At 48.8% G+C, this 20,750-nt stretch carries 11 protein-coding genes; 10 read left to right on the forward strand and 1 reads right to left on the reverse strand.

What is annotated here, in order from left to right:
* The first annotated feature begins 324 nt into the window (after positions 1-324).
* The 10 genes from BQ9893_RS16410 to BQ9893_RS16455 all read left to right on the forward strand — a co-directional run bounded on the left by BQ9893_RS16410 (position 325) and on the right by BQ9893_RS16455 (position 19,070).
* Positions 325-717 carry a hypothetical protein gene (locus BQ9893_RS16410; RefSeq protein ID WP_075966932.1) on the forward strand — a complete coding sequence of 131 codons (393 nt, stop codon included), beginning with the start codon at positions 325-327 and terminating at the stop codon, positions 715-717.
* Between the two features lie 17 nt (positions 718-734).
* Positions 735-2,660 (forward strand): FtsX-like permease family protein, encoded by a 1,926-nt coding sequence (locus tag BQ9893_RS16415; RefSeq protein ID WP_081415480.1) that lies wholly within the window; start codon positions 735-737, stop codon positions 2,658-2,660.
* 193 nt (positions 2,661-2,853) lie between these two features.
* The gene (gene rbr, locus BQ9893_RS16420; protein WP_075966934.1) at positions 2,854-3,432 is read left to right on the forward strand and encodes a rubrerythrin; all 579 of its coding nucleotides are present in this window, start codon (positions 2,854-2,856) and stop codon (positions 3,430-3,432) included.
* Positions 3,433-3,595: 163 nt separating this feature from the next.
* A complete protein-coding gene (locus tag BQ9893_RS16425) occupies positions 3,596-4,489 on the forward strand; it encodes an ABC transporter ATP-binding protein (RefSeq protein WP_075966935.1) in 894 nt (297 codons plus the stop codon).
* 16 nt (positions 4,490-4,505) lie between these two features.
* Positions 4,506-7,778, forward strand: coding sequence for a golvesin C-terminal-like domain-containing protein (locus BQ9893_RS16430; RefSeq protein ID WP_075966936.1), 3,273 nt, complete (start codon positions 4,506-4,508; stop codon positions 7,776-7,778).
* A 37-nt stretch (positions 7,779-7,815) separates the two neighbouring features.
* Positions 7,816-9,291 (forward strand): TolC family protein, encoded by a 1,476-nt coding sequence (locus BQ9893_RS16435; protein WP_374046596.1) that lies wholly within the window; start codon positions 7,816-7,818, stop codon positions 9,289-9,291.
* A 1-nt stretch (position 9,292) separates the two neighbouring features.
* Positions 9,293-10,351: an efflux RND transporter periplasmic adaptor subunit gene (locus BQ9893_RS16440; RefSeq protein ID WP_075966938.1), complete on the forward strand. Its 1,059-nt coding sequence runs from the start codon at positions 9,293-9,295 to the stop codon at positions 10,349-10,351.
* On the forward strand, positions 10,348-13,512 hold the full coding sequence (locus BQ9893_RS16445) for an efflux RND transporter permease subunit (RefSeq protein WP_075966939.1): 3,165 nt from the start codon (positions 10,348-10,350) through the stop codon (positions 13,510-13,512). Before BQ9893_RS16440 ends, BQ9893_RS16445 begins: the two co-directional genes overlap by 4 nt.
* Positions 13,509-18,287: an efflux RND transporter permease subunit gene (locus tag BQ9893_RS16450; protein WP_075966940.1), complete on the forward strand. Its 4,779-nt coding sequence runs from the start codon at positions 13,509-13,511 to the stop codon at positions 18,285-18,287. The genes BQ9893_RS16445 and BQ9893_RS16450 overlap by 4 nt, the downstream gene beginning before the upstream one ends.
* Positions 18,288-18,356: 69 nt before the next feature.
* The gene (locus BQ9893_RS16455) at positions 18,357-19,070 is read left to right on the forward strand and encodes a hypothetical protein (RefSeq protein ID WP_075966941.1); all 714 of its coding nucleotides are present in this window, start codon (positions 18,357-18,359) and stop codon (positions 19,068-19,070) included.
* Between the two features lie 263 nt (positions 19,071-19,333).
* Here BQ9893_RS16455 and BQ9893_RS16460 read toward each other — a convergent pair whose 3' ends face one another.
* The gene (locus BQ9893_RS16460) at positions 19,334-20,746 is read right to left on the reverse strand and encodes a DUF1080 domain-containing protein (RefSeq protein WP_075966942.1); all 1,413 of its coding nucleotides are present in this window, start codon (positions 20,744-20,746) and stop codon (positions 19,334-19,336) included.
* Positions 20,747-20,750: the final 4 nt, after the last annotated feature.

Below are 20,750 nucleotides of genomic sequence, written 5' to 3' on the forward strand. Positions count from 1 at the left end.
ATCAAAATTCATGCACTACTGTTTCGATTCAGACCAACGGATATTTTATGAAACTGTACAATAAGCCGGGAATAACAATAAGTTTTGCAATAAATTGAAAAACCGGAGAGTAGTACGTTAGATATGTATCTGTTTGAATATTGGTTATCTTTACCGGAACAAATACTGAATATAATGAAAAACACATTCTGTATACTATCATTACTTTTTGTAGTATATATTGTGGCTTGTACAGACAGTCGGGTTCCGGCCCTGCCCCTGTCGTTGTCTCATGTTGAGAAAGCAACGAAGTTTTATAATAATGTCAATCAATAAAATAATATTATGCAGAACCTAAAAAATCTTTTTCTTTCTCCGAAAGGACATCTGATGATTTTTGTCTCGAATGTTTTTTGCCTGAGTATTGCGTTTGCTGCATTTATATTGTTGATGTTCCAGATTAGATATGAATGGGGATATGATGGTTTTCATAAAGATGGAGATCGCATTTTTCGATTAGAGATTCGTTTGGCTGATAAAGGGGCAGGAGTTCTTTTTGCTCGACCTATGATTGATGAGTTTCTGAAGTCTTCTTCTATGATAGAGATTGGCGCTCCGATTAGAGGATATATCGGAAAGATATCTTTTGATATAAAAAAGGGGGAAGAGAAGTTCTCTTATATCGAATCTATACGCGAGATTTATCCGCAATATCTTAAGTTAACTTCGAAGCCGTAGAAGGAGATCTTTCCACTATGGCTCCGAATAGTTGGGCTATTCCAGAATCTATGGCGAAAAAAATGTTCGGAGGCGAATCTGCTATAAACCAATCTATTGTTGCCGGTGATGACTTGTTGGTTGTCACTGCTGTTTATAAGGATTTTCCTGAAAATTCTGTCGTTAGGAATATGATCTATTCGATATTGCCGGAAACTCGGGATGTCGGAGAATGGATGAATCTGAATTATCAACTTTTTGTGAAATTGACGGATGCAAAGGCCGGGGATGAGATTTTGGCTGATTTTAAGAAGACATTTAAAGATGAGAATTATGACTGGAGCCGTGGAGAACTTTTCTTTACGAACATAAGCGACATTTATTTTGAAACAGATACGGATTTTGATTCTCATACCGAAAAAGGAAGTAGAGCCATATTGTATACTCTAATAGGTATTGCCTTTCTTATTTTGGTGATTGCCGCGATTAACTTTATGAATTATTGTATAGCTGTAGTTCCGGTTCGGATAAAAAGTATAAATGTGCAGAAAGTGTTGGGGCGATCGGATCGATCTTTACGTTTGGCTATACTAAAAGAGATTCTTGTTGTGACGATGCTGGCATATTTACTAAGTATGTTATGGATTTTTATGGCTTCTGATAGTGCTATTGCTGACTTGATCAAGCCTGATATTTCATTGTCTGCTAATTGGCATTTTATTGTAAAATTGTTTTTTATACCATTAACGATTGCTTTTTTGGCAGGGTTATATCCCTCTTTGTATGCGACATCTTTTTCTCCAGCGTTGGTTTTAAAGGGCTCTTTCGTATTGTCTCCGACCGGACGGATGTTTCGGAACTGGATGGTTGGATTTCAATTTGCGGCATCTTTTGTATTGTTTATGGCATCCCTCTTTATTTTCATGCAAAATGAATTCATGAAGAATAGCTCATTAGGATTTGATAAAGATCAGATTGTTATTGTAGAATTGGATCAAAATTTGAATAAGAAATTATCCGTATTGAAAGAAAAATGGATGGGGTTTAGCTCTATTAGAAATATATCCTTTACCAGCGTATTGTTTTGCGGATCTGATTATTATTCGGGTCGTTTTGCTGTGTTCAAAGAAAATGAAATACAATTTCAGGCAATGTGGGTCGAGTATGATTTTCCAGAGGTAATGGGCATTCCGGTTACAGAGGGGCGTACTTTTAGAAAGGAAGACAAATTACAGTTGACAGAAACATTTTTATTCAATGATATTGCTTATAAAAAATACAATTTGAATACGAACGATTATTTGAAGATGGGAGATCAGGATGGGGTTATAGTGGGTTGCATGGCGGATATCAAATATCGTTCATTTCGAAATGTGACAGAACCTATGGCTTTTATTTTATCCAAAAGAGATGAAAACAGTAGTTCGCAGTATGCGTATATACGTGTGCAAGAAGGTGTGATGATGGACAAAGCTATTGCTGATATTCGTAAAGGAATTGAGACGATAGACCCGTCTTCCGGAGTAAATGTTTATCCGTTTAATTATGTATTGGATAAGATTTATAAAACAGAAACATCTTTGAATCTGATGATTAGTTTGTTTAGTATGGTTTCTATCTTGATCTCGTTTTTTGGAGTGATCGGGATAGTTGTTTTCGACAGCCAGTATAAACGTAAAGAGGTTAGTTTACGCAAAGTACATGGAGCAACAACAATTTCGATTATCAGGCGGTTCAATGTCGCTTATTTCCGAATTTTACTTCTGTCTTTTGTTTTGGCCGTTCCGATAACGATTTACGGCATGCTTTATTGGTTACAAAATTTCGCTTATAAAATATCCTTGGACTGGTGGGTTTTCGCGGTAGTATTTTTGATAATATCTTCTATAACGACATTCATTGTTACAGCTTTAACTTGGCGTGTGGCAAATCTGAATCCAATAGATAATTTAAAATCTGAATAATGTAATGAAAGAACTGTAGTGCAATATTCGAAAATTCGGGAATGTGGGATGTGATATAGATTTAATCTATCAATGGATAGAAATATTTTGTATACATAAATGTGTTGTTTGCCTAAACATTTTTCTACCTTTGAGCATTATTCATTTAGGGAGGTTGGAAAAATTCATTTTATATCATACATAAATTAGCGTTATGGAAAAAAGTATTAAAGGTACTCGTACCGAGCAGAATCTGCTGAAATCATTTGCCGGCGAATCTCAGGCAAGAAGTCGTTACACATTCTTTGCAAGCGTGGCTAAAAAAGAAGGTTACGAACAAATTGCCGGTGTGTTTATGGAAACGGCCGAACAAGAAAAGGAACATGCCAAACGTTTCTTCAAATTTCTTGAAGGCGGTATGGTCGAAATCACGGCTGCTTATCCTGCCGGAATGATCGGAACAACTGCTGAAAACCTGGCTGCTGCCGCTGCAGGCGAAAATGAAGAATGGGCTGATCTTTATCCGATGTTTGCTGATATTGCCGATGAAGAAGGATTTAAAACTATTGCTGTCGTTTTCCGTATGATTGCCAAAGTAGAGGCTGAACATGAAAAACGGTATCGCAAGTTGTTGTCTAATATCGAAACAGGTACGGTGTTTGAAAAAGCCGAAGCTATCTTATGGCAGTGCCGTAATTGCGGTTTCGTTATCGAATCAAAGAAAGCTCCGCAGAAATGTCCGGCATGCGATCATCCGCAGTCTTATTTCGAACCGATGAAGCAGAATTATTAATCGATAGATTTACATAGTTTTATCTGTTTTCGGGCACGGATTGCACGGGTTACACAGTTTTATTTGATTTAAAACAGTGAAATCCGCGTAATCCGTGCCTGTTTTTATATTATAACCCTTATCTTTAGCCTCGCTATTTATATGAATCTGAATTTACCTGTTGATGAGCATATCGATAAGAAATCTCAATAAAGTGTATCCGAATGGAAATCATGCGTTGAAAGACGTTTGTCTGGAAATACCGACCGGTATGTTCGGGCTGTTAGGGCCGAATGGGGCAGGTAAATCTACTTTGATGCGTATTTTGGTGGCCCTTATGGAACCGACTTCGGGCGAGGTGAATATCTGCGGGTACGACCTGATGCGGCAGCGCAAGGAGATACGGGGCATATTGGGATATCTGCCGCAGGATTTCCGTTTTTTTGCCAAATATAAAACATACGAGTTTTTGGACTATGCTGCTCGTCTTTCCGGCATGAACCGTAAGTCTTTGCGGAAGAATGCGGTGGATGAGATGCTGGAAAACGTCGGGCTTTTCGATGTGCGCGACCGCTATGCCAATAAGCTGTCGGGAGGTATGAAGCGCCGTTTGGGGATTGCGCAGGCATTGATCCACCATCCGAAAGTGATTATTGTGGACGAACCTACGACGGGACTCGATCCCGAAGAGCGAATCCGTTTCCGTAACCTACTGTCGGAAGTCAGTGAAAATGACGTGACGATAATCCTTTCCACCCATATCGTGGGCGATATATCGAGTACGTGCAACTGCATGGCGCTTATGAATAAAGGGGAAGTTTCTTTCTATGGCTCCCCACAGGACATGTTGAGGCAGGCGGAAGGAAAAGTGTGGCGCATACGGGTGACAGGCGACAAGCTGCATGAAGTGGATAAACTGTACCCGGTTATCTCGACGATTCCATCCGGTACGGGCTGGGAAGTGCAGGTCGTGGCCGACGAGGTGCAGGGATATGATGCGGAATCCTATCCGCCGAACCTGGAACATGCCTATGTCTACTATATGGAAAACAAGTTGAACCGTTGGAGAAACGATTAAAAGAGACCGTTTGCCTATGTCATTTATAACGAACATACGATCCGTAGCCAAATACGAAAGCAAGATACTGGTGAGAAGCTGGTTCTTCCGTATCTTTACTCTGCTTGCCGTGGTGTTTTTAGGGTTCTTCAACTTTGCCATGATGTTAATGGAGGATAATTTCGGCCTGTGGTTCGTGAAAGCGGTTTCATCCAATATACCCTATCTGAACCTGTTGCTGTTAAACACAGGGCAGGCGGTGGTCGCCGTCTTCCTTTCTTCCGAATTTTTGAAAAGGGACAAGAAGCTCGATACTTCCGAGGTCTTTTATGTCCGGCCGCTCAGTAATGCCGAGTATGTGGTCGGGAAAATATGGGGAAACCTCAGGGTGTTCCTGCTTCTGAACCTGCTTGTATTGGCGATTGTGTTGGCTTTCAACTTTATGGCTTCCGGCATAGCTGTCGATCTGCCGGCTTATGGGGTGTATTTCCTTCTGATCAGCATACCGACGCTGATCTTTATTATCGGCCTTTCCATTTTCCTGATGCTGCTGTTGAGGAACCAGGCGTTGACCTTCATCCTGTTGTTGGGGTATATCGGGCTGACGTTGTTTTATATACAGGATAAGTTCTACTACCTGTTCGATTATATGGTGTATAACCTGCCGTTGTTCAAATCGACGATTGTCGGGTTCAGCAGTCTGGAGCTGATCTTGAACCACCGGGCGATTTATTTCTTTACCGGTCTGGGATTCATCTTCTTTACGATCTTCCTGTTCAAGCGGTTGCCTAATGCCCGGAGGAGCCACTATCCGTGGCTGTTCCTTTCGCTCTGCATGTTCTTGCTGGCGGGGACGGCGGGTTTCCGGCATGTACGTTCGATTCTCAGGGAAGGAGAAATGCGTGCTTTGTACACAAGCATCAACAATAAATATGTCCATGAACCGAAGATGGCGATCGACCGCTACGATATTTCGGTGGAGCAGGAGCCCGAAACGATCCGTTCCGTTGTCGGGATGAAAGGGATGGCGCTCGCTGCATCGGAAGTATTTACCTTCTGCCTGAATCCCGGATTGAGGGTCGAGGAGGTGAAGGAAGGAGAGAAGCCGTTGGACTTTAAGCGGGAGGAACAGATTTTAGCGGTAGATTTCGGGAGGAAGATAGAAAAGGGCGATACCGTTTCGCTTTCGATCCGTTATGAGGGGAGGATAAAGGATGATTTCTGCTATCTGGATATCCCGGAAGAGGTCTTGCAGCAACCGTATGATAAGGAAATGCTCAAGCTCGATAAAAAATATAGCTTTCAGACACCCGATTATGTGTTGTTTACGCCCGAAACCTACTGGTATCCGCGTCCCGGCACGGGGTATAGCGACAAGAGCCCCGACTGGCAACAAACCTATTTCAGCCGTTTTCGACTGGATGTGAAACCGCTTCCCGGCCTGGTCTCTATTTCGCAGTCGGCAAACAACCCCTATCAGTCTGTTTCCCTGATTATCGGTAAATACGAGCAGAAGAGCGTGGAAAGCGACAGTACGCTCTATAGCGTCTGGCATATAAAGGGGCACGATTATTATGAGGCGGCGTTCGATTCGATCCGCGATACGATTCCGGGACTGATCCGCAACTTGCGGGAGAATCTCGAACGCACGTATAAGTTGAGTTACCCGTTCGACCGGTTTTCTGTGGTGGAGGTTCCGGCACAGTTCTACAGTTATGTCCGTTCCTGGTCGCAGGCGCAGGAAGTGGTGCAGCCGGAAATGGTTCTTTTCCCGGAATTGGGCTGTATGTTCAATCAGACGGACTTTGTCAGAAGCAAGGAAAACCAGATGAAATGGTCGAAGCGGGGAGGGCGCGAAATCAGCGGAGAGGAGGCGGAGATACGGGTGATGAACAATTTCCTGTGGCTTTTCTTGCAGACGGAAGGTAACTATAATTTCTCTTCCGGCAGCCGGGGCAAGTATAATATCTCCTCCCAAAGCAATCCGTATTTCCTGTTTCCCGAACTCTATAATTTCCGGTATAACATTTATTCTTCCGAATGGCCTGTCACGAACCGGTTGGTCGAGCTTTATCTGCAAAGGAAGTCCGATAACAACGGATGGGAACGTGAGATAAACGGAATCAGCAATAACGAGAAAGCGAACCTGCTGATGGAGAAACATTCGTTTAAAGAACTTTTGTCTGATGTGGAACACCGCGACTTGCTGAATAACACGATCAGCCTGAAAGGGTATTACCTGTTTGCTCCAGCCGAGGTGAATATGGGGGTAAGCCTGTTCCGAGATTCTCTGTATGCCTTGCTGGAACGAAACGAGTTTCGGAATATGCGTTTCGAGAATCTGTTGGATACGTTGGGGATGATCAGCGGGTCCGATATCCGTGCGGGTATTTCTGGGTGGGACCGTCCGACGCCTCTTCCTTTCTATACGATCGGTCAGCCCGAAGTGACTAAAATTACGAATAAGGGACAGGAGAGCTTTGTGTTGAAGCAACAGGTCAGCAATAATTCCGATCACGACGGTATGCTTCAACTCGATATACAGGCCGGAAGCTATGGTCCGAATATCGATCCGCGTACGAGCCGCAAACTGCCTCTTGCCGCCCGGCAGACCAAATTGCTGGTAACGGTCTGGGAAGGGGCGCCTCGCCAGGTGGATGTGAATACGCTGATATCCGGTAATCTGCCGAATATCCTGAACCTGCCTGTTGCCAACATTCGGGAAGAGCGGGAGAGAGCGGTCGATACCGAAGGCGATTTCATTGTTGCGGACTTCTCTCCCGAAGTGGAAGGGGAGGTGATCGTGGATAATGAAGATTCTCTTTTCTCCCTGTCCGAACCGGCCGTGGTCGGGCTTCTGCCCAAGTGGCTCGACAAGGTGGAAGATACCTCTTTCAAGTATGCCGGTGTCTCTCCCTGGCGTGCCCCGTTGCAGTGGACGGCTACGACGAATGCTGCCTACTATGGACGCTATATCCGGTCAGCCTATGTGATCAAGAGCGGCAACGGAAGCCAGACGGCAACCTGGAAAGTACCGATTCCTTCTGCCGGACAATATGACGTCTACTATTATGTCTCCAAAGACAATGAGCTGAAATATAATAAACAGGCCGGTGGGGAATACCATTTTAAGGTGAAGTATGATGAAGAAAACGAAGATGCTTATATAGACCTGAAAAGAGCGAATGAAGGGTGGGAACCGATAGGCGCCTATTACTTCAGTTCCGATACGGTCCGGATCACCCTGACGAACGAATGCAAACTACGGAGTGTGACGGCCGATGCGGTCAAAATAGTAAAACGATATTAATAGAATTAGATACATGATACGAAGAGAGTTACTATCCATGAAAAAGATAATGCTGACGGCTGCCGTCTGCCTGGGACTGTCTGTCCCGTCGCAGGGGCAGATATCGCTGACGATCGAGAAGGCGATGGATATAGCAGAGGAGCATAGTCCTTCCCTGCGCCGTTCCCACATGAACCTGGAACGTTATCAGCAGAACCTGGTCGCACAGCGGGCTTCCCTGAAATCGAAGTTCTCGTTGAACCTCAATCCGGTGGATTACAGCAAGAGCCGCAGTTTTGACAACCGCCTGTCTCAATGGTACACGAACGAACGGTTCAGTACGACCGGAACGTTCCAGGTGGACCAGCCGATCTTGTGGACGGATGGTGTCCTCTCGTTGATCAACCGTTTCGGGTGGCAGGATAACAATTCCAATATCGACGGAACGAAGACCAGCAACAAGGCATTCAGCAACGATCTCTACCTGCAACTCTCGCAACCTATCTTTACTTATAACAAGCGCAAAATGGAACTGCAGCAGATCGAATACGATTATGAGAATGCCAACATCAGTTATGCGTTGCAACGGTTGAGTACGGAAAAGGATATCACCCAACAGTTCTATTCCGTCTATATGACACAGAGCCAACTGGCCATCACCAGGGAGGAACTGACCAATGCACAGCAAAGCTACGAGATTATCAAGAACAAGGTGGAAGCCGACCTGGCTGCCCGCGATGAGTTGTTCCAGGCGGAAGTGAATCTTGCTTCCGCACGTTCTTCACTGGAAGAACAGCAGGTGTCGCTTGAAAACTCGAAAGACCAGTTGAAGCAGACGTTGGGGATGGACCTGAACGAGGACATCATGGTCTTTGCCGAAGTGCAGATCAAGCCGGTGGAAGTGAATCTGGAAAAGGCGATACAGCATGGGCTCGAATCGCGTCTGGAACTGCGGCAGCGTGAGATCGAGAGCAAAGAACTGGCTTTCGACATGATCAAGACGAAGGCTCTGAACGAGTTCAAGGGAGATATTGCTCTTTCTTTCGGTCTGATCGGTGATAACCGGCATCTGGAAAAGATTTATAATAACCCGACACAAAATCCGCGTGTCGCCATCAGCTTCAGCGTCCCTATCTTCGATTGGGGAGAGAAGAAAGCCCGTGTCAAGGCGCAGGAAGTAGCCCAAAAGATCAACCGGCTGGAGTTTCATGAGGACAAGGTCAACATCGAACTGAACATCCGCCAGACCTGGCGTAGCTTGGAAAATTTGCTTTCGCAGATCAAGATAGCCGAGCAGAACGTTGCAAATGCACAGCGGACCTATGACCTGAACCTGACCCGTTACCGGGAGGGCGATATCACCGGTATGGACATGAACCAGTTCCAGACCCAGCTTTCAAGTAAAAAGATCGCCTATACGCAGGCGCTTATCAATTATAAGATCGAATTGTTGAACCTCAAGATACTTTCCCTCTACGACTTCGAGCATGATGTGCCCATTGTCCCGATGGAAGATTTAGTAACGAAAAAGTAGTATGAACATGAAATATACAATCACATCTCTCTTATTGTTTGCTTTGTTGGCGACCGGTTGTAACAATCAGCCGCAGAATACGCCGAATGATATCGCCACACCCGTGTCGGTGACGGAATTGAAGGAAGGCTCTATCAGCAAGCTTGTCAATACGACCGGGACGGCACAGCCGACCTACGGGGTGACGCTCAATTCCGAAATGAGCGGCCTCTATAAGCTGCAAACCAATCCCCGTACAGGCAAGCCCTTTAAACTGGGCGATATTGTCTCCAAAGGACAACTGATTGTCCGGCTGGAAGACCGGGAATACGAAAACGGCATCGCTATCGACGCCAAAGAGTTGAGTCTCGAAATTGCCGAACAGGAGCAGGTGAAGCAGAAAGCCCTGTATGAGAAAGGCGGTGTGACGCTTAGCGAAATGCGTAATACGGAGGTGAAAGTGACAAACGCCCGCTACGACTACGAGAACGGGAAACTCAATCTGGAGAAGATGAATGTCAAAGCTCCTTTCGACGGTGTGATCGTGGACTTGCCTCACTATACGTCCGATGTACGTATCGAACAGGGGAAACCGGTAGTCGGCATCATGGACTATGCCCGTATGTATATGGATATCAACCTGCCGGAAAGCGCGATCGGGTATGTGAAAGCGGATCAGCCGGTCTATATCACCCATTATACGTTGCCCGGAGATACGATCCGGGGAGTGATCAGCGAACTGTCGCCCGCTATCAGTTCCGAAACCCGTACCTTCAAAGGGAAGATACTGATACAGAACGAGGGGTTGAAACTTCGTCCCGGTATGTTCGTCAAAGCTGATATCGTGGTGAACAAGGCAGACAGCGCCATCATCATACCGAAAGATGTGATCCAGTCCAACCGCCGTGTCAAATACGTTTATATCGTCGAGAAGAACACGGCTCTGCTCCGCGAGCTTAAAACCGGGCTGGAGGACGACAAGAACATCCAGATACTGGAAGGGCTGAAAGAAAACGATAACCTGGTGGTGAAAGGTTTCGAGACATTAAAAGAGAATGCAAAGGTAAAGGTTCAGAAATGAAAAGTATCATCAAATTTGCGGTAAGCAATCCGGTTACGATCTTTATGCTGGTACTGGCGATCTTGCTGTTGGGCAAGATTTCCTACGACCAGTTGGCAGTCGACCTGTTGCCCGACCTGAACAGTCCCCGCCTCTTTATCGAGCTGAAGGCAGGCGAACGTCCGCCGGAGGAGATCGAGAAGCAGTTTGTCAAGAACATGGAGTCGATGGCGATCCGGCAGAGCGACGTGACACAGGTATCGTCCGTGATTCGTGCCGGTTCCGCCCGCATCACGGTCGAGTACACTTGGAAGAAAGATATGGACGAGGCTTTTCTCGATTTGCAGAAAGCCATGAACCCTTTTGCCCAGAACAAGGATATCACCGAACTCAAGATCACGCAGCACGATCCGAACCAGTCGCCCGTCGTCCTGATCGGACTTTCGCACCGTAGCATTACCGATATGGCGGAGCTTCGGAAAGTAGCGGAGAGTTATATCCGTAATGAGTTGATCCGTCTGGAGGGGGTGGCGGATGTCACGCTGTCGGGTGATGAGGTCAGTACGCTGATGATCCGTACGGACCCTTATAAACTGGATGCTTTTAAGTTGACGATAAATGATCTGTCTTCCAAGATAGAGGCGAATAACCAAAGCATATCCGGTGGTCGTGTCAGCGAGTTGGGGCTGCAATACCTGGTCAAGAGTTCGAGCTTGTTTGCGACGGAGAGCGATTTTGAGAATCTGATTGTCGGTTACAAGCCGGTTACAGCCGAGACAAGCGGGACAGCAGCTTCGGGAACTTCCGGCGTGGCTGCATCATCGTCTGCGGACAAAGCCCCGATTTTCCTGCGCGAAGTCGCTACCGTCGGTTTCGAGAATGCCCGTCCGGAAAATATTGTCCGCATCAATGGCGAGCGCAGTATCGGATTGTCTGTTTATAAGGAGATGCGTTTCAATACGGTGAAAGTCGTCGATGGCGTGATCCGCCGGTTGGCGGTTATCGAGCAGGCATTGCCCGGCTATCGTTTCCAGGTGATCACGAACCAGGGAACTTTTATCAAGAATGCGATAGGGGAGGTGAAGAGCAGTGCCGTCTTAGGGATCATTCTCGCGGTGGTTATCCTGTTCGTCTTCCTTCGCCGCTTAGGGACGACGTTGATCGTCAGCCTGGCCATCCCGATTTCCATTGTCGCCACTTTCAACTTGATGTACTTCAATCATCTTACGCTCAATATCATGACGCTCGGCGGGTTGGCGCTTGGAGCCGGCATGTTGGTGGATAATGCGATCGTGGTGATCGAAAGCATTTTTCGTAATCAGGAGAAAGGAATGACGATACGTGAAGCCGCCATAACGGGAACTTCCGAAGTGGGTGGTGCGGTCATTGCCTCGACGCTGACGACGATTGTCGTCTTCCTGCCGATTGTCTACCTGCATGGCGCTTCCGGAGAACTGTTTAAAGACCAGGCTTGGACGGTGACGTTCTCGCTGGTATCGTCGTTGTTTGTGGCGATATTGGTGATCCCGATGTTATACGATCGGATTACCGGACGGCCCGGTCTCTTCCAGTGTTTGACGCCAGATCACAAAGAAACTTGTTGTGATAGTGGCGGTTCATCTGCGGCTCCGCGTCAAGCGCAGAGACAAGGTATCCGGATTGCCGGTTACAGCCCTTTGCTGCGTATTCTGCTTCGCCATCGTTGGGGAGTGATTGGCTGCGCTCTGATGTTGTTGGTGCTGGCTGGTGCGTTGGTACCTTTTATCGGTACGGAGTTTATGCCGAGAACTGAGAGCAAGGCGTTCTCTGCTGTTATCAAATTGCCGGAAGGGACTCCGTTGGAGCGTACCGTTTCGGCTGTCGAGAATTTGGAGGAGTTGATACGTACTATTTCGCAGGATTCCCTGTGTACGGTCTACAGCCATGTCGGATCGGGCAGCGGTTCGGAGAATGATATATTCGAAGGCGAGAACACGGCTGTCATGAAAGTGATCCTTTCTCCCTCTTGCCCTGTTCCACCCGAAGAGGTGATGGCGCAGTTTGTCCGGACAACCGAAAACACCGAAGGGTTGGAAGTCACCCTGAAACAGGAAGAGAACTCCCTCAGTTCCCTTTTGGGAAGCGAAGGGGCTCCTATCGTGGTCGAGGTGAAAGGAGAGGAGCTGGACGAGATCGGTGCTGTCACCGGTGAAGTAATGGAACGGATGACCGGCATTCCCGGAATCTACAACATCCGGTCGTCTGTCGAAGACGGGGCTCCGGAAGTAACAGTCTCCGTCGACCGTACGGTTGCTGGTATCCATAATGTCAGCGTCTCGACCGTTATCGAGCAGTTGAAGCAGCAGCTTGGCGGTCTCGAATCCGGCAAGATGGAGTATCGGGGAGAGATGCGGGACATCCTGATCAAGGTTCCCGATATCACCTTGCATAACCTTGGTGCCTTGGTCGTACGAAGCGGTGAGAAAGAGTTCCGCTTGCAGGAGATAGCTGCGATTACCCATTCGCAAGCTCCGAAAGAAATCTTCCGTCGCGGGCAGAACCGCATCAGTAAGGTGACGGCAAACCTCGACGCAAACTATTCGCTCGACAAGGTGGCGGACGAGATACGCCTTGCCGTGAAAGATATCGGCTTGCCTGCCAACTATTCGATTACTGTCACCGGTGAAGAAGAGAAGCGGCAGGAGTCCATGAACAGCCTGATGTTCGCTTTGGCCCTTTCGGTGATCCTGGTCTATATGGTGCTCGCTTCGCAGTTCGAGTCGCTGTTGCATCCTTTCACGATCCTGCTGACAATCCCGTTGGCGGTGGTAGGGGCGATCCTGCTGTTCTTCCTGACGGGGACGACGATTAACATGATGGGAGTGATCGGCATCGTGATGCTGGTAGGTATTGCGGTGAACAACTCGATTATCTTGGTCGACCGTATCAACCAGTTGAAACAATCCGGAATGGAGCTGACGGATGCCATCGTGGAATCCGGCCAGCAGCGTATCCGCCCGATCCTGATGACGACGCTCACGACGATCCTCGCCCTCCTGCCGATGACGTTCGGCTTCGGTGAAGGGGCTTCGCTCCGTTCACCTATGGCGATCGCGGTGATCGGTGGGTTGGTGACTTCGACCGTCATGAGCCTGATGGTGATCCCGTGTGTATATTATGTATTTGAAAAAATGAAAAGATGAATTTTTTACTACATAGGAAGATTGCGATCTGTATGCTGTTCATCGCATTGACCGGATTGGGCTATGTGTCGTACAAGCAGTTGCCGGTCGAGCTGTTGCCTAATGCGGAGCTTCCGATGCTGTTCGTGCAGGTCACCTCGGCACAGGATATGGACCCATCGTATGTGGAGTCGGAGGTTGTGATCCCCCTCGAAGGAGCCATCGGAACCATAGGCGGAGTAGAACAGATCGAATCCCAGATCGACAGCCGCCAGTCTTCCATCAAGATCGATTTCAAGCCGAACATCAACTTCAAGATAACCGCTCTGAAGTTGCAGGAAAAGATCAACGAGGCCGCCTCCTCGCTTCCCGAAGGTTTCACGGTACAGGTGCAAAAGGTCGATGTCTCGATGCTTGCCGGTGGCTTCATGTCGCTTCAGGTGCGCGGATCGGGCGGTACGGACCGGGTCCGTAACCTGGTGGAGAAAGAGATAAGGCCCGATCTGGAAAACATCGACGGCATCGCCTCCGTCAATATCTATGGCGGGCGAGAGAAGGCCATTGAGGTGCAACTTGATCCCGATGCCTGCAAAGCCCTTGATCTGATCCCTTCCGCTATCAGCAGCCTCCTGACGCAGAATACCGAGGAGAAGGCGTTCGTCGGTTATGCTAACGAACCGGACGGGAAATATTTCGTCCATGTCAACTCGCCTTATACCGAAGTATCCGATCTCGAAAACATCGTCGTCGCTCCCGGCCCTGTGCTGCTGAAAGACATCGCCACTGTTTTCTTCGATATGAAGGAAGAGACAAGCTACAGCAGGGTCAACGGCAAAGAGGCTGTCTCCGTCTCCTTGCTTGCTGACTCGCAGGCCAACTTGATCCAGCTCTCCCACCGTACGGTCGAAGTGATCGACCGCCTGAACGAGCAGCTTGCCCCGCTCGATCTCTCTATCGTGGTAGAGAACAACCAAGCGGAAACGATGGAGGATAACATCGACCAGATCATCCACCTCGCGATCGTGGGCGGTCTACTTGCCGTCATCATCCTCTGGCTTTTCCTGAAGAACATCCGGTTGGTGTTCTTCATCGCCTTGTCCATCCCGATCTCCGTCTATACGGCGTTCAATTTCTTCTACGGGGCAGGGATTACGATCAACAGCCTTACGCTGGTCGGTATGGCGCTGGCAATCGGTATGCTGCTGGACAATAGCGTGGTAGTCTTGGAGAACATCTACCGCCTCTCCGCTGTCGGAGACACGCCCGAACGTTCCGTGACGCAAGGTACGCGCGAGGTCTGGCGTTCCATCCTCGCTGCCACCCTGACAACAGTCACGGTCTTTCTGCCCTTCGTCTTTTCCGATAATTTCCTGATCAAGCTGATGGGCCACCATATCGGTGTCTCCATCATCTCGACTCTCCTGATCTCTCTCGCTGTCGCCCTCCTTTTTATTCCGATGGCCACTTATACGGTATTGAGAGGGGCTAAAAGGACAGGTTGCTTCAAAGGTTTCCATAGATGGTTCAAGTCGGTACGCTCCCACGTCAAGCGTGGAGACAGGAGCACGGTCTTTTATGAAAAAGTGTCTGTCACGCAACGACCGGTACAGATATATCTGGTGCTGTTGAAGACCTGTATGCGGAATCCCGGCGTGACGATCTTCGGGGCTGTCATCCTGCTGTTCCTTTGCCTGATCCTCTCTATCTCCCTGAATATCCAAGACAGGAAAGAGGTGGAAAACGACCGTTTCAGCATCTATGTGACGATGCCGACCGGCAGCACGCTGGAGAATGCCGACCAGGTCGTTCATGTCATCGAGGAACGCCTTGCCGAATTTCCGGAGAAACAAGACCTGATCAGCCGTATACGGGAAACGGATGCCGAGTTGATACTTGTCCTCAAAGAAGATTTCCGCCGGATAGGGAAGCGCAGCATCGCCGACATCAAATCCGACGTACAAACCCACCTTCGTGCCATCAACGGCGCTGAAATATCCCTTTCCGAAGCCGGAGGCAGAGGGGGAAGCGGTTCCGGAGATATGATGGGCGGCATGGGCAGCTTCATGCGCCTTTTAGGTATGGGCGAGAACCGGGAACGGATTGTGGTCAAAGGTTCCGACTTCGACCTTATGCAGCGAGTGGCGGAAGACTTCCGCTATTATCTCGACGAACAGGAGTTCATCCGCAATACCCGTGTCTCCTACAATCGCCGGCAACCGGAGATCCGTCTCGGTTTCGATCCGATCCTGCTGACTTCCTACGATATCTCTCGCCAGAACATAGCCTCCGGCCTCACGTCGCTGAACCCGGAGATTTCGTCCGGAACCTCTTTCAAGGTAGGGGAGGACACTTACGATATCATCATCCGTAACCGGGCGAACCGGATGGAAGAAGAGGAAGAGACGGACAAAAAGCGGGACAGGACGGTAGACGACCTACGCGAAGTGCGCATACCGGGTGGTTCCGGCGGCCTGCACAGGCTGGAAGATATCGCCTCTGTCAACTATGGCCGCGGGCGTGCCCGTATCACCCGTGTGAATCAGGACAAGCAGATCGAGTTGTTCTATTCTTTCTCGCGCAATGTCGAAGAGTCGAAAGACCTTCTCGAAGGCTACCGGTCGGATATCGACCGGCTGGTGTCGGATTATAACCTGCCTTCGGGTGTGGCAGTCGAAGTGTTTCACGAAGAAGATACGTTTGCCGACTTCAAGTTCTTGTTGTTGGCGGCGTTTATCCTGATTTTTATGATATTGGCTTCAGTCTTCGAATCCCTGACAACACCGTTCGTCCTGCTGTTTTCCATCCCGCTGGCCGCGATCGGTTCGTTGTTGGCGTTGTTGCTGACGGGCAACAGCCTGCTGAACAACGCGAACGTGATGATCGGGTTCCTGATCTTGTTGGGAGTGGTGGTGAACAATGGTATTATCTTGATCGACTATGCCAATATCCTCCGCCGGCGCGGTTACCGTCGCAACAGGGCGCTGATGACGGCAGGACTGTCGCGTATCCGCCCGATCCTGATTACCTCCATCACGACGATCGTAGCCATGTTGCCGATGGCAATGGGCAATTCGGAGTATGCCGGAGCGATCGGTGCGCCGTTTGCCATTACCGTGATCGGAGGGCTTTCCTTTTCGGCCTTGCTGACGCTGATCCTGATCCCAACTGTCTGCATGGGATTGGAGAACACGTTGCAATGGTACAGGGGGCTGTCCCCGAAAGTGTGGCTGCTGCACGGCCTGCTCTTTATGGTGGGAGCGGGTTGTATCCACCTGTATGGCGGTAGTCTCTTGTGGCAGTCCGTCTATGGGGTGTTGTTGCTGGCCGGTATTCCGGGTGCGACCTATTTTATGCAGGCAAGCCTCCGCCATGCCCGTTCGAAGGTGATCGATCCGGAGGCGGACATTCATATATCCGTCCGCAATTTGGTGAAGATATACGACTGGCCGGGACGTGTCAGCCGCCAGTGGAGGAGTGGCCTGTTGATCCGCCGGCGGTTGGGGATCGACGGTGAATATCGTTCGTTGAAAGATTTCGTGAATGTGGGTTGGCAGTTCGCCCTGTTGGGCTTCGGCGTCTGGTTCACCTGGTTCTTTATTGACAGCCGGTTATGGATCTTTTTCCTTTCCTTCGTGGTCTATGCCGCAACGCTTTACCTGTGGCGCAAGGTACGTGAATATTTGTATGTCAGGTTTGCAGGAAGCCGGACGGTGAAATACGTCAATCGGATCATCTTCTGGAGCCTTCCTCCGCTGATTCTCTTCGGCCTGTTCCGCAGATTGGACAATCCGAACCTGGTAGGGACGGTCGGGGTGCTGTGGGCGTTCTGCATAGCTGTCTATGTGACTTCCGGCTATCTGTTTGAGAAGGAAATCAATATCGAACGGGTAAAAGGGCGTTTCTCCGGGCTGCGCCGTTCGTGGTTCCGTCTGGTGAAAGGCATTCCGCTGATCGGGAAACGTCGCCGGCCGTTCAAGGCGCTCCGGGGCGTATCATTCGAGATACGTACGGGTATGTTTGGTCTCTTGGGGCCGAACGGGGCGGGAAAGTCCACCCTGATGCGTATCATCTGCGGTATCCTGGAGCAGAGCTACGGCAGTATCTGGATCAACGGGCTGGACACGCGTGTCTACCGGGAGGAATTACAGAGCCTGATCGGTTTCCTGCCACAGGAGTTCGGGACGTACGAGAATATGTCGTCTTGGGAGTTTCTCGACTACCAGGCGATCCTCAAGGGCCTCGTCGATTCCGGCCTGCGGCGTGAGCGGTTGGAGTATGTCCTTCGGGCCGTCCATATGTTCGACCGCAAGGACGAAAAGATAGGTTCTTTCTCAGGTGGCATGAAACAGCGTATCGGTATCGCTCTGATCCTGCTGCATCTGCCGCGTATATTAGTGGTGGACGAACCGACTGCCGGACTCGATCCGCGCGAACGCATCCGTTTCCGTAACCTGTTGGTGGAGCTGAGCAAGGACCGCATCGTGATCTTCTCCACCCATATCATCGAAGACATATCCAGCTCATGCAGCCAGGTGGTCGTGATCAACAAGGGCAGCCTGAAGTATTTCGGCGATCCGGTCGATATGGTCGGTATGGCGGCCGGAAAGGTCTGGCTGTTCGATATAGATAAAACGGAATTTGAACAGGCATTGGATAAGTCACGTATTGTCAACCATATCCAGAAAGACGATCGCATCCGGGTCCGTTACCTCTCGACTGCCTCCCCGCATGACGGGGCGGTACAAGCGGAACCGAACTTGGAAGATGCTTATCTTTGCTTGTTGAAAGGACTTTGAAAATTTATGGTTTATGATTTGTACGTCGGTGATAAATCATAAATCTCAAATCTCAAATCATAAATCATTATGACACTGAAACAATTCATATATCTCTTGCCTCGTCTGGTTAAATATAACCTGAAGATTATTTTTGCTGGGAAATTCATCTGGTTCCTCCTGGCGGCATTTCTGTTTTTTGGTTATTTCATGTTTCAGATAGCTTGGAACCGGTCGGAGGTCAACGAAGGGGTGGTCTATAACCTTCTGATGTTCCCTTGTGTCTTGCTGGTGTTCTATCCTGCCGTTTTCGGTATACAGAACGATGAGGACAGCCGGATACTGGAAATCCTTTTCGGCATCCCCGACTATAAATATAAGGTATGGGGTGTCCGCCTGTTGATGATCTACGTGGCGGTTTTCGTGATCCTGGTCGTCTTCTCGTGGCTGGCTACGCTCTTGCTCTATCCCGTCAATCCCCTTGAGATGTCGGCACAACTGATGTTTCCGATTCTTTTCTTCGGAAATCTCGCCTTCATGTTCTCCACCATCACCCGCAGTGGTAACGGGACTGCCGTCCTGATGATTATCATCGGCATTGCCCTGCTGATCTTCAGCAATACGCCCCTTATCGAGCGTTCCTTTTGGAACATCCTCCTCAATCCTTTCTCTATTCCCCACAATTTCCTGCCGGTCATCTGGGAAGGTATCATCATTAAAAGCCGCATCTTTCTCCTGGCTGCCAGTATCATCTGGATGCTGATCGGCCTTCTGAACTTGCAAAAGAGGGAGAAATTTGTCTGATCATATCATAGAAATCTGCTTATTTCCGGGTCGAAAGCAATAGACGATGATGCTTGGTAAAAAGCTCTTCTGTAAAAATACAAATAGAGTATCAGTGGTAATACACAAATACCGGTGATGCAAGGTATCTACATTGTGAAATTAACCAATGCTGGCTATACGAATGTGACTAAGGTAAATGTTTATTGATCCATATACGTTTAGTATTAAAAGAAAAAGGGCATCCCCATGGATGCCCTTTTCTTTTAAAGAGAGAAGTAGGGTTACCACTTATTATACAATACCACCTTGCGGGAATCTCGTATGCTCATGGTTGGGAACCAGATGTCGTCGGCTGTCAGGCCGCATTCTTCGACTGCCTGTAAACAATATTCCAGTTTGCCGAAATCGGCATCGGCATTGTTTGTCCCGAAGGTGAACTTGATTCCGCGTTCTTTCGCTTTACGGATGATGTCGAAGCTCGGAATCTTGTAGCGTGCGTTGATTTCAAGGGCTATATTGTATTTAACCAATACATCCAGGACACGGCTGATACGTTCGTCGGTCCAGTATTTGGCATACTCTGCATTCAATTCTCCCGGCAGGAAGGTCGGATTGGCATAGATGTCGGCCGGCTCGTAGGTAAGAATCTTGACCGTCTGGTCCACCAGGTGGTCCATATATTGTTCTTTTGTGACACCGTCGTAGTGCACCTCTTCGGGGCGGTATATCCTTGACAAACGTCCTTTATGGTCCACAATGGTCATTCCGTCGGTAAAGAGATAGTCGAATACGCCTAAAGCCTCTTGCGAGAAGGTTGCGGTCCATTTACGACCTTCACCCTGTACGCCACGCAGGAAAGGCATGTCTTTTACTTCGTTGTAGTATTCGTACACTTCCTTGTCATCGGCAAGCATACGGCCTACACCGCCCTCGCCGGCATTGGGAGCCACACCGTAGTTGATGCCGTAGTTCATCGACATGGCGTGTGCCATCTCCTTCGTCAGGCCACCTTTCAAATGTACGTGGTAGTCTATCACGGGGAAGTTTTGCTGCTGGAAACGGATCACGGCATCGTTCTGTTCGTCTATCCGTGGCATTGTGTCTGCTTCATTGACCGCGTCTTTTTTCAAACGGGTCATGTTGAGGTTACGAAAGGCTACATCGCCATTCATGCCTTTTAGCGCGATAGAACCCCGGCTGAGCAGACGTCCGGCATATTCTTCCGTACGATAGGGATGTTCGGGTTCGGTATAGCATACTACTACCGTATCGTTTATAGCAACCAGTATGTTATGCCCGCGTACGGCGATTTTGAAATCGAACCATTTCCCATCTTCGGCCAACGAACGGTAGAGGTTGCGCACGGATGTGAGGCTGCCGCTTTTACGTGTGCCGTCGATGGCTCCGTTCCGGAATGCCACCTCATAACCTGATTTCCCGTCGGTATGGAACAGCAAGGCTGCTTCCGCATTTTCTTCGGTGAGAGCTTGTCCGGTGAGTATGAAGTTTTCATATTCCCCTTCGGCAAACCAGGTCGATCCGGCTGTCACGGTTATCTCATTGCCCTCAGCGGTCCCCAGTTCGGAACTGCTGAAACGGTTCAACGGTTCTGCAACGTTGTATCGTACGCAGCCGGTAAGCCCTAAAATGCTTATCAAGGCCGCTATTAGTGCTGTACTGGTTTTATTGATCATAATG

The organism is Parabacteroides massiliensis (genome assembly GCF_900155425.1).
GTDB lineage: Bacteria > Bacteroidota > Bacteroidia > Bacteroidales > Tannerellaceae > Parabacteroides > Parabacteroides massiliensis.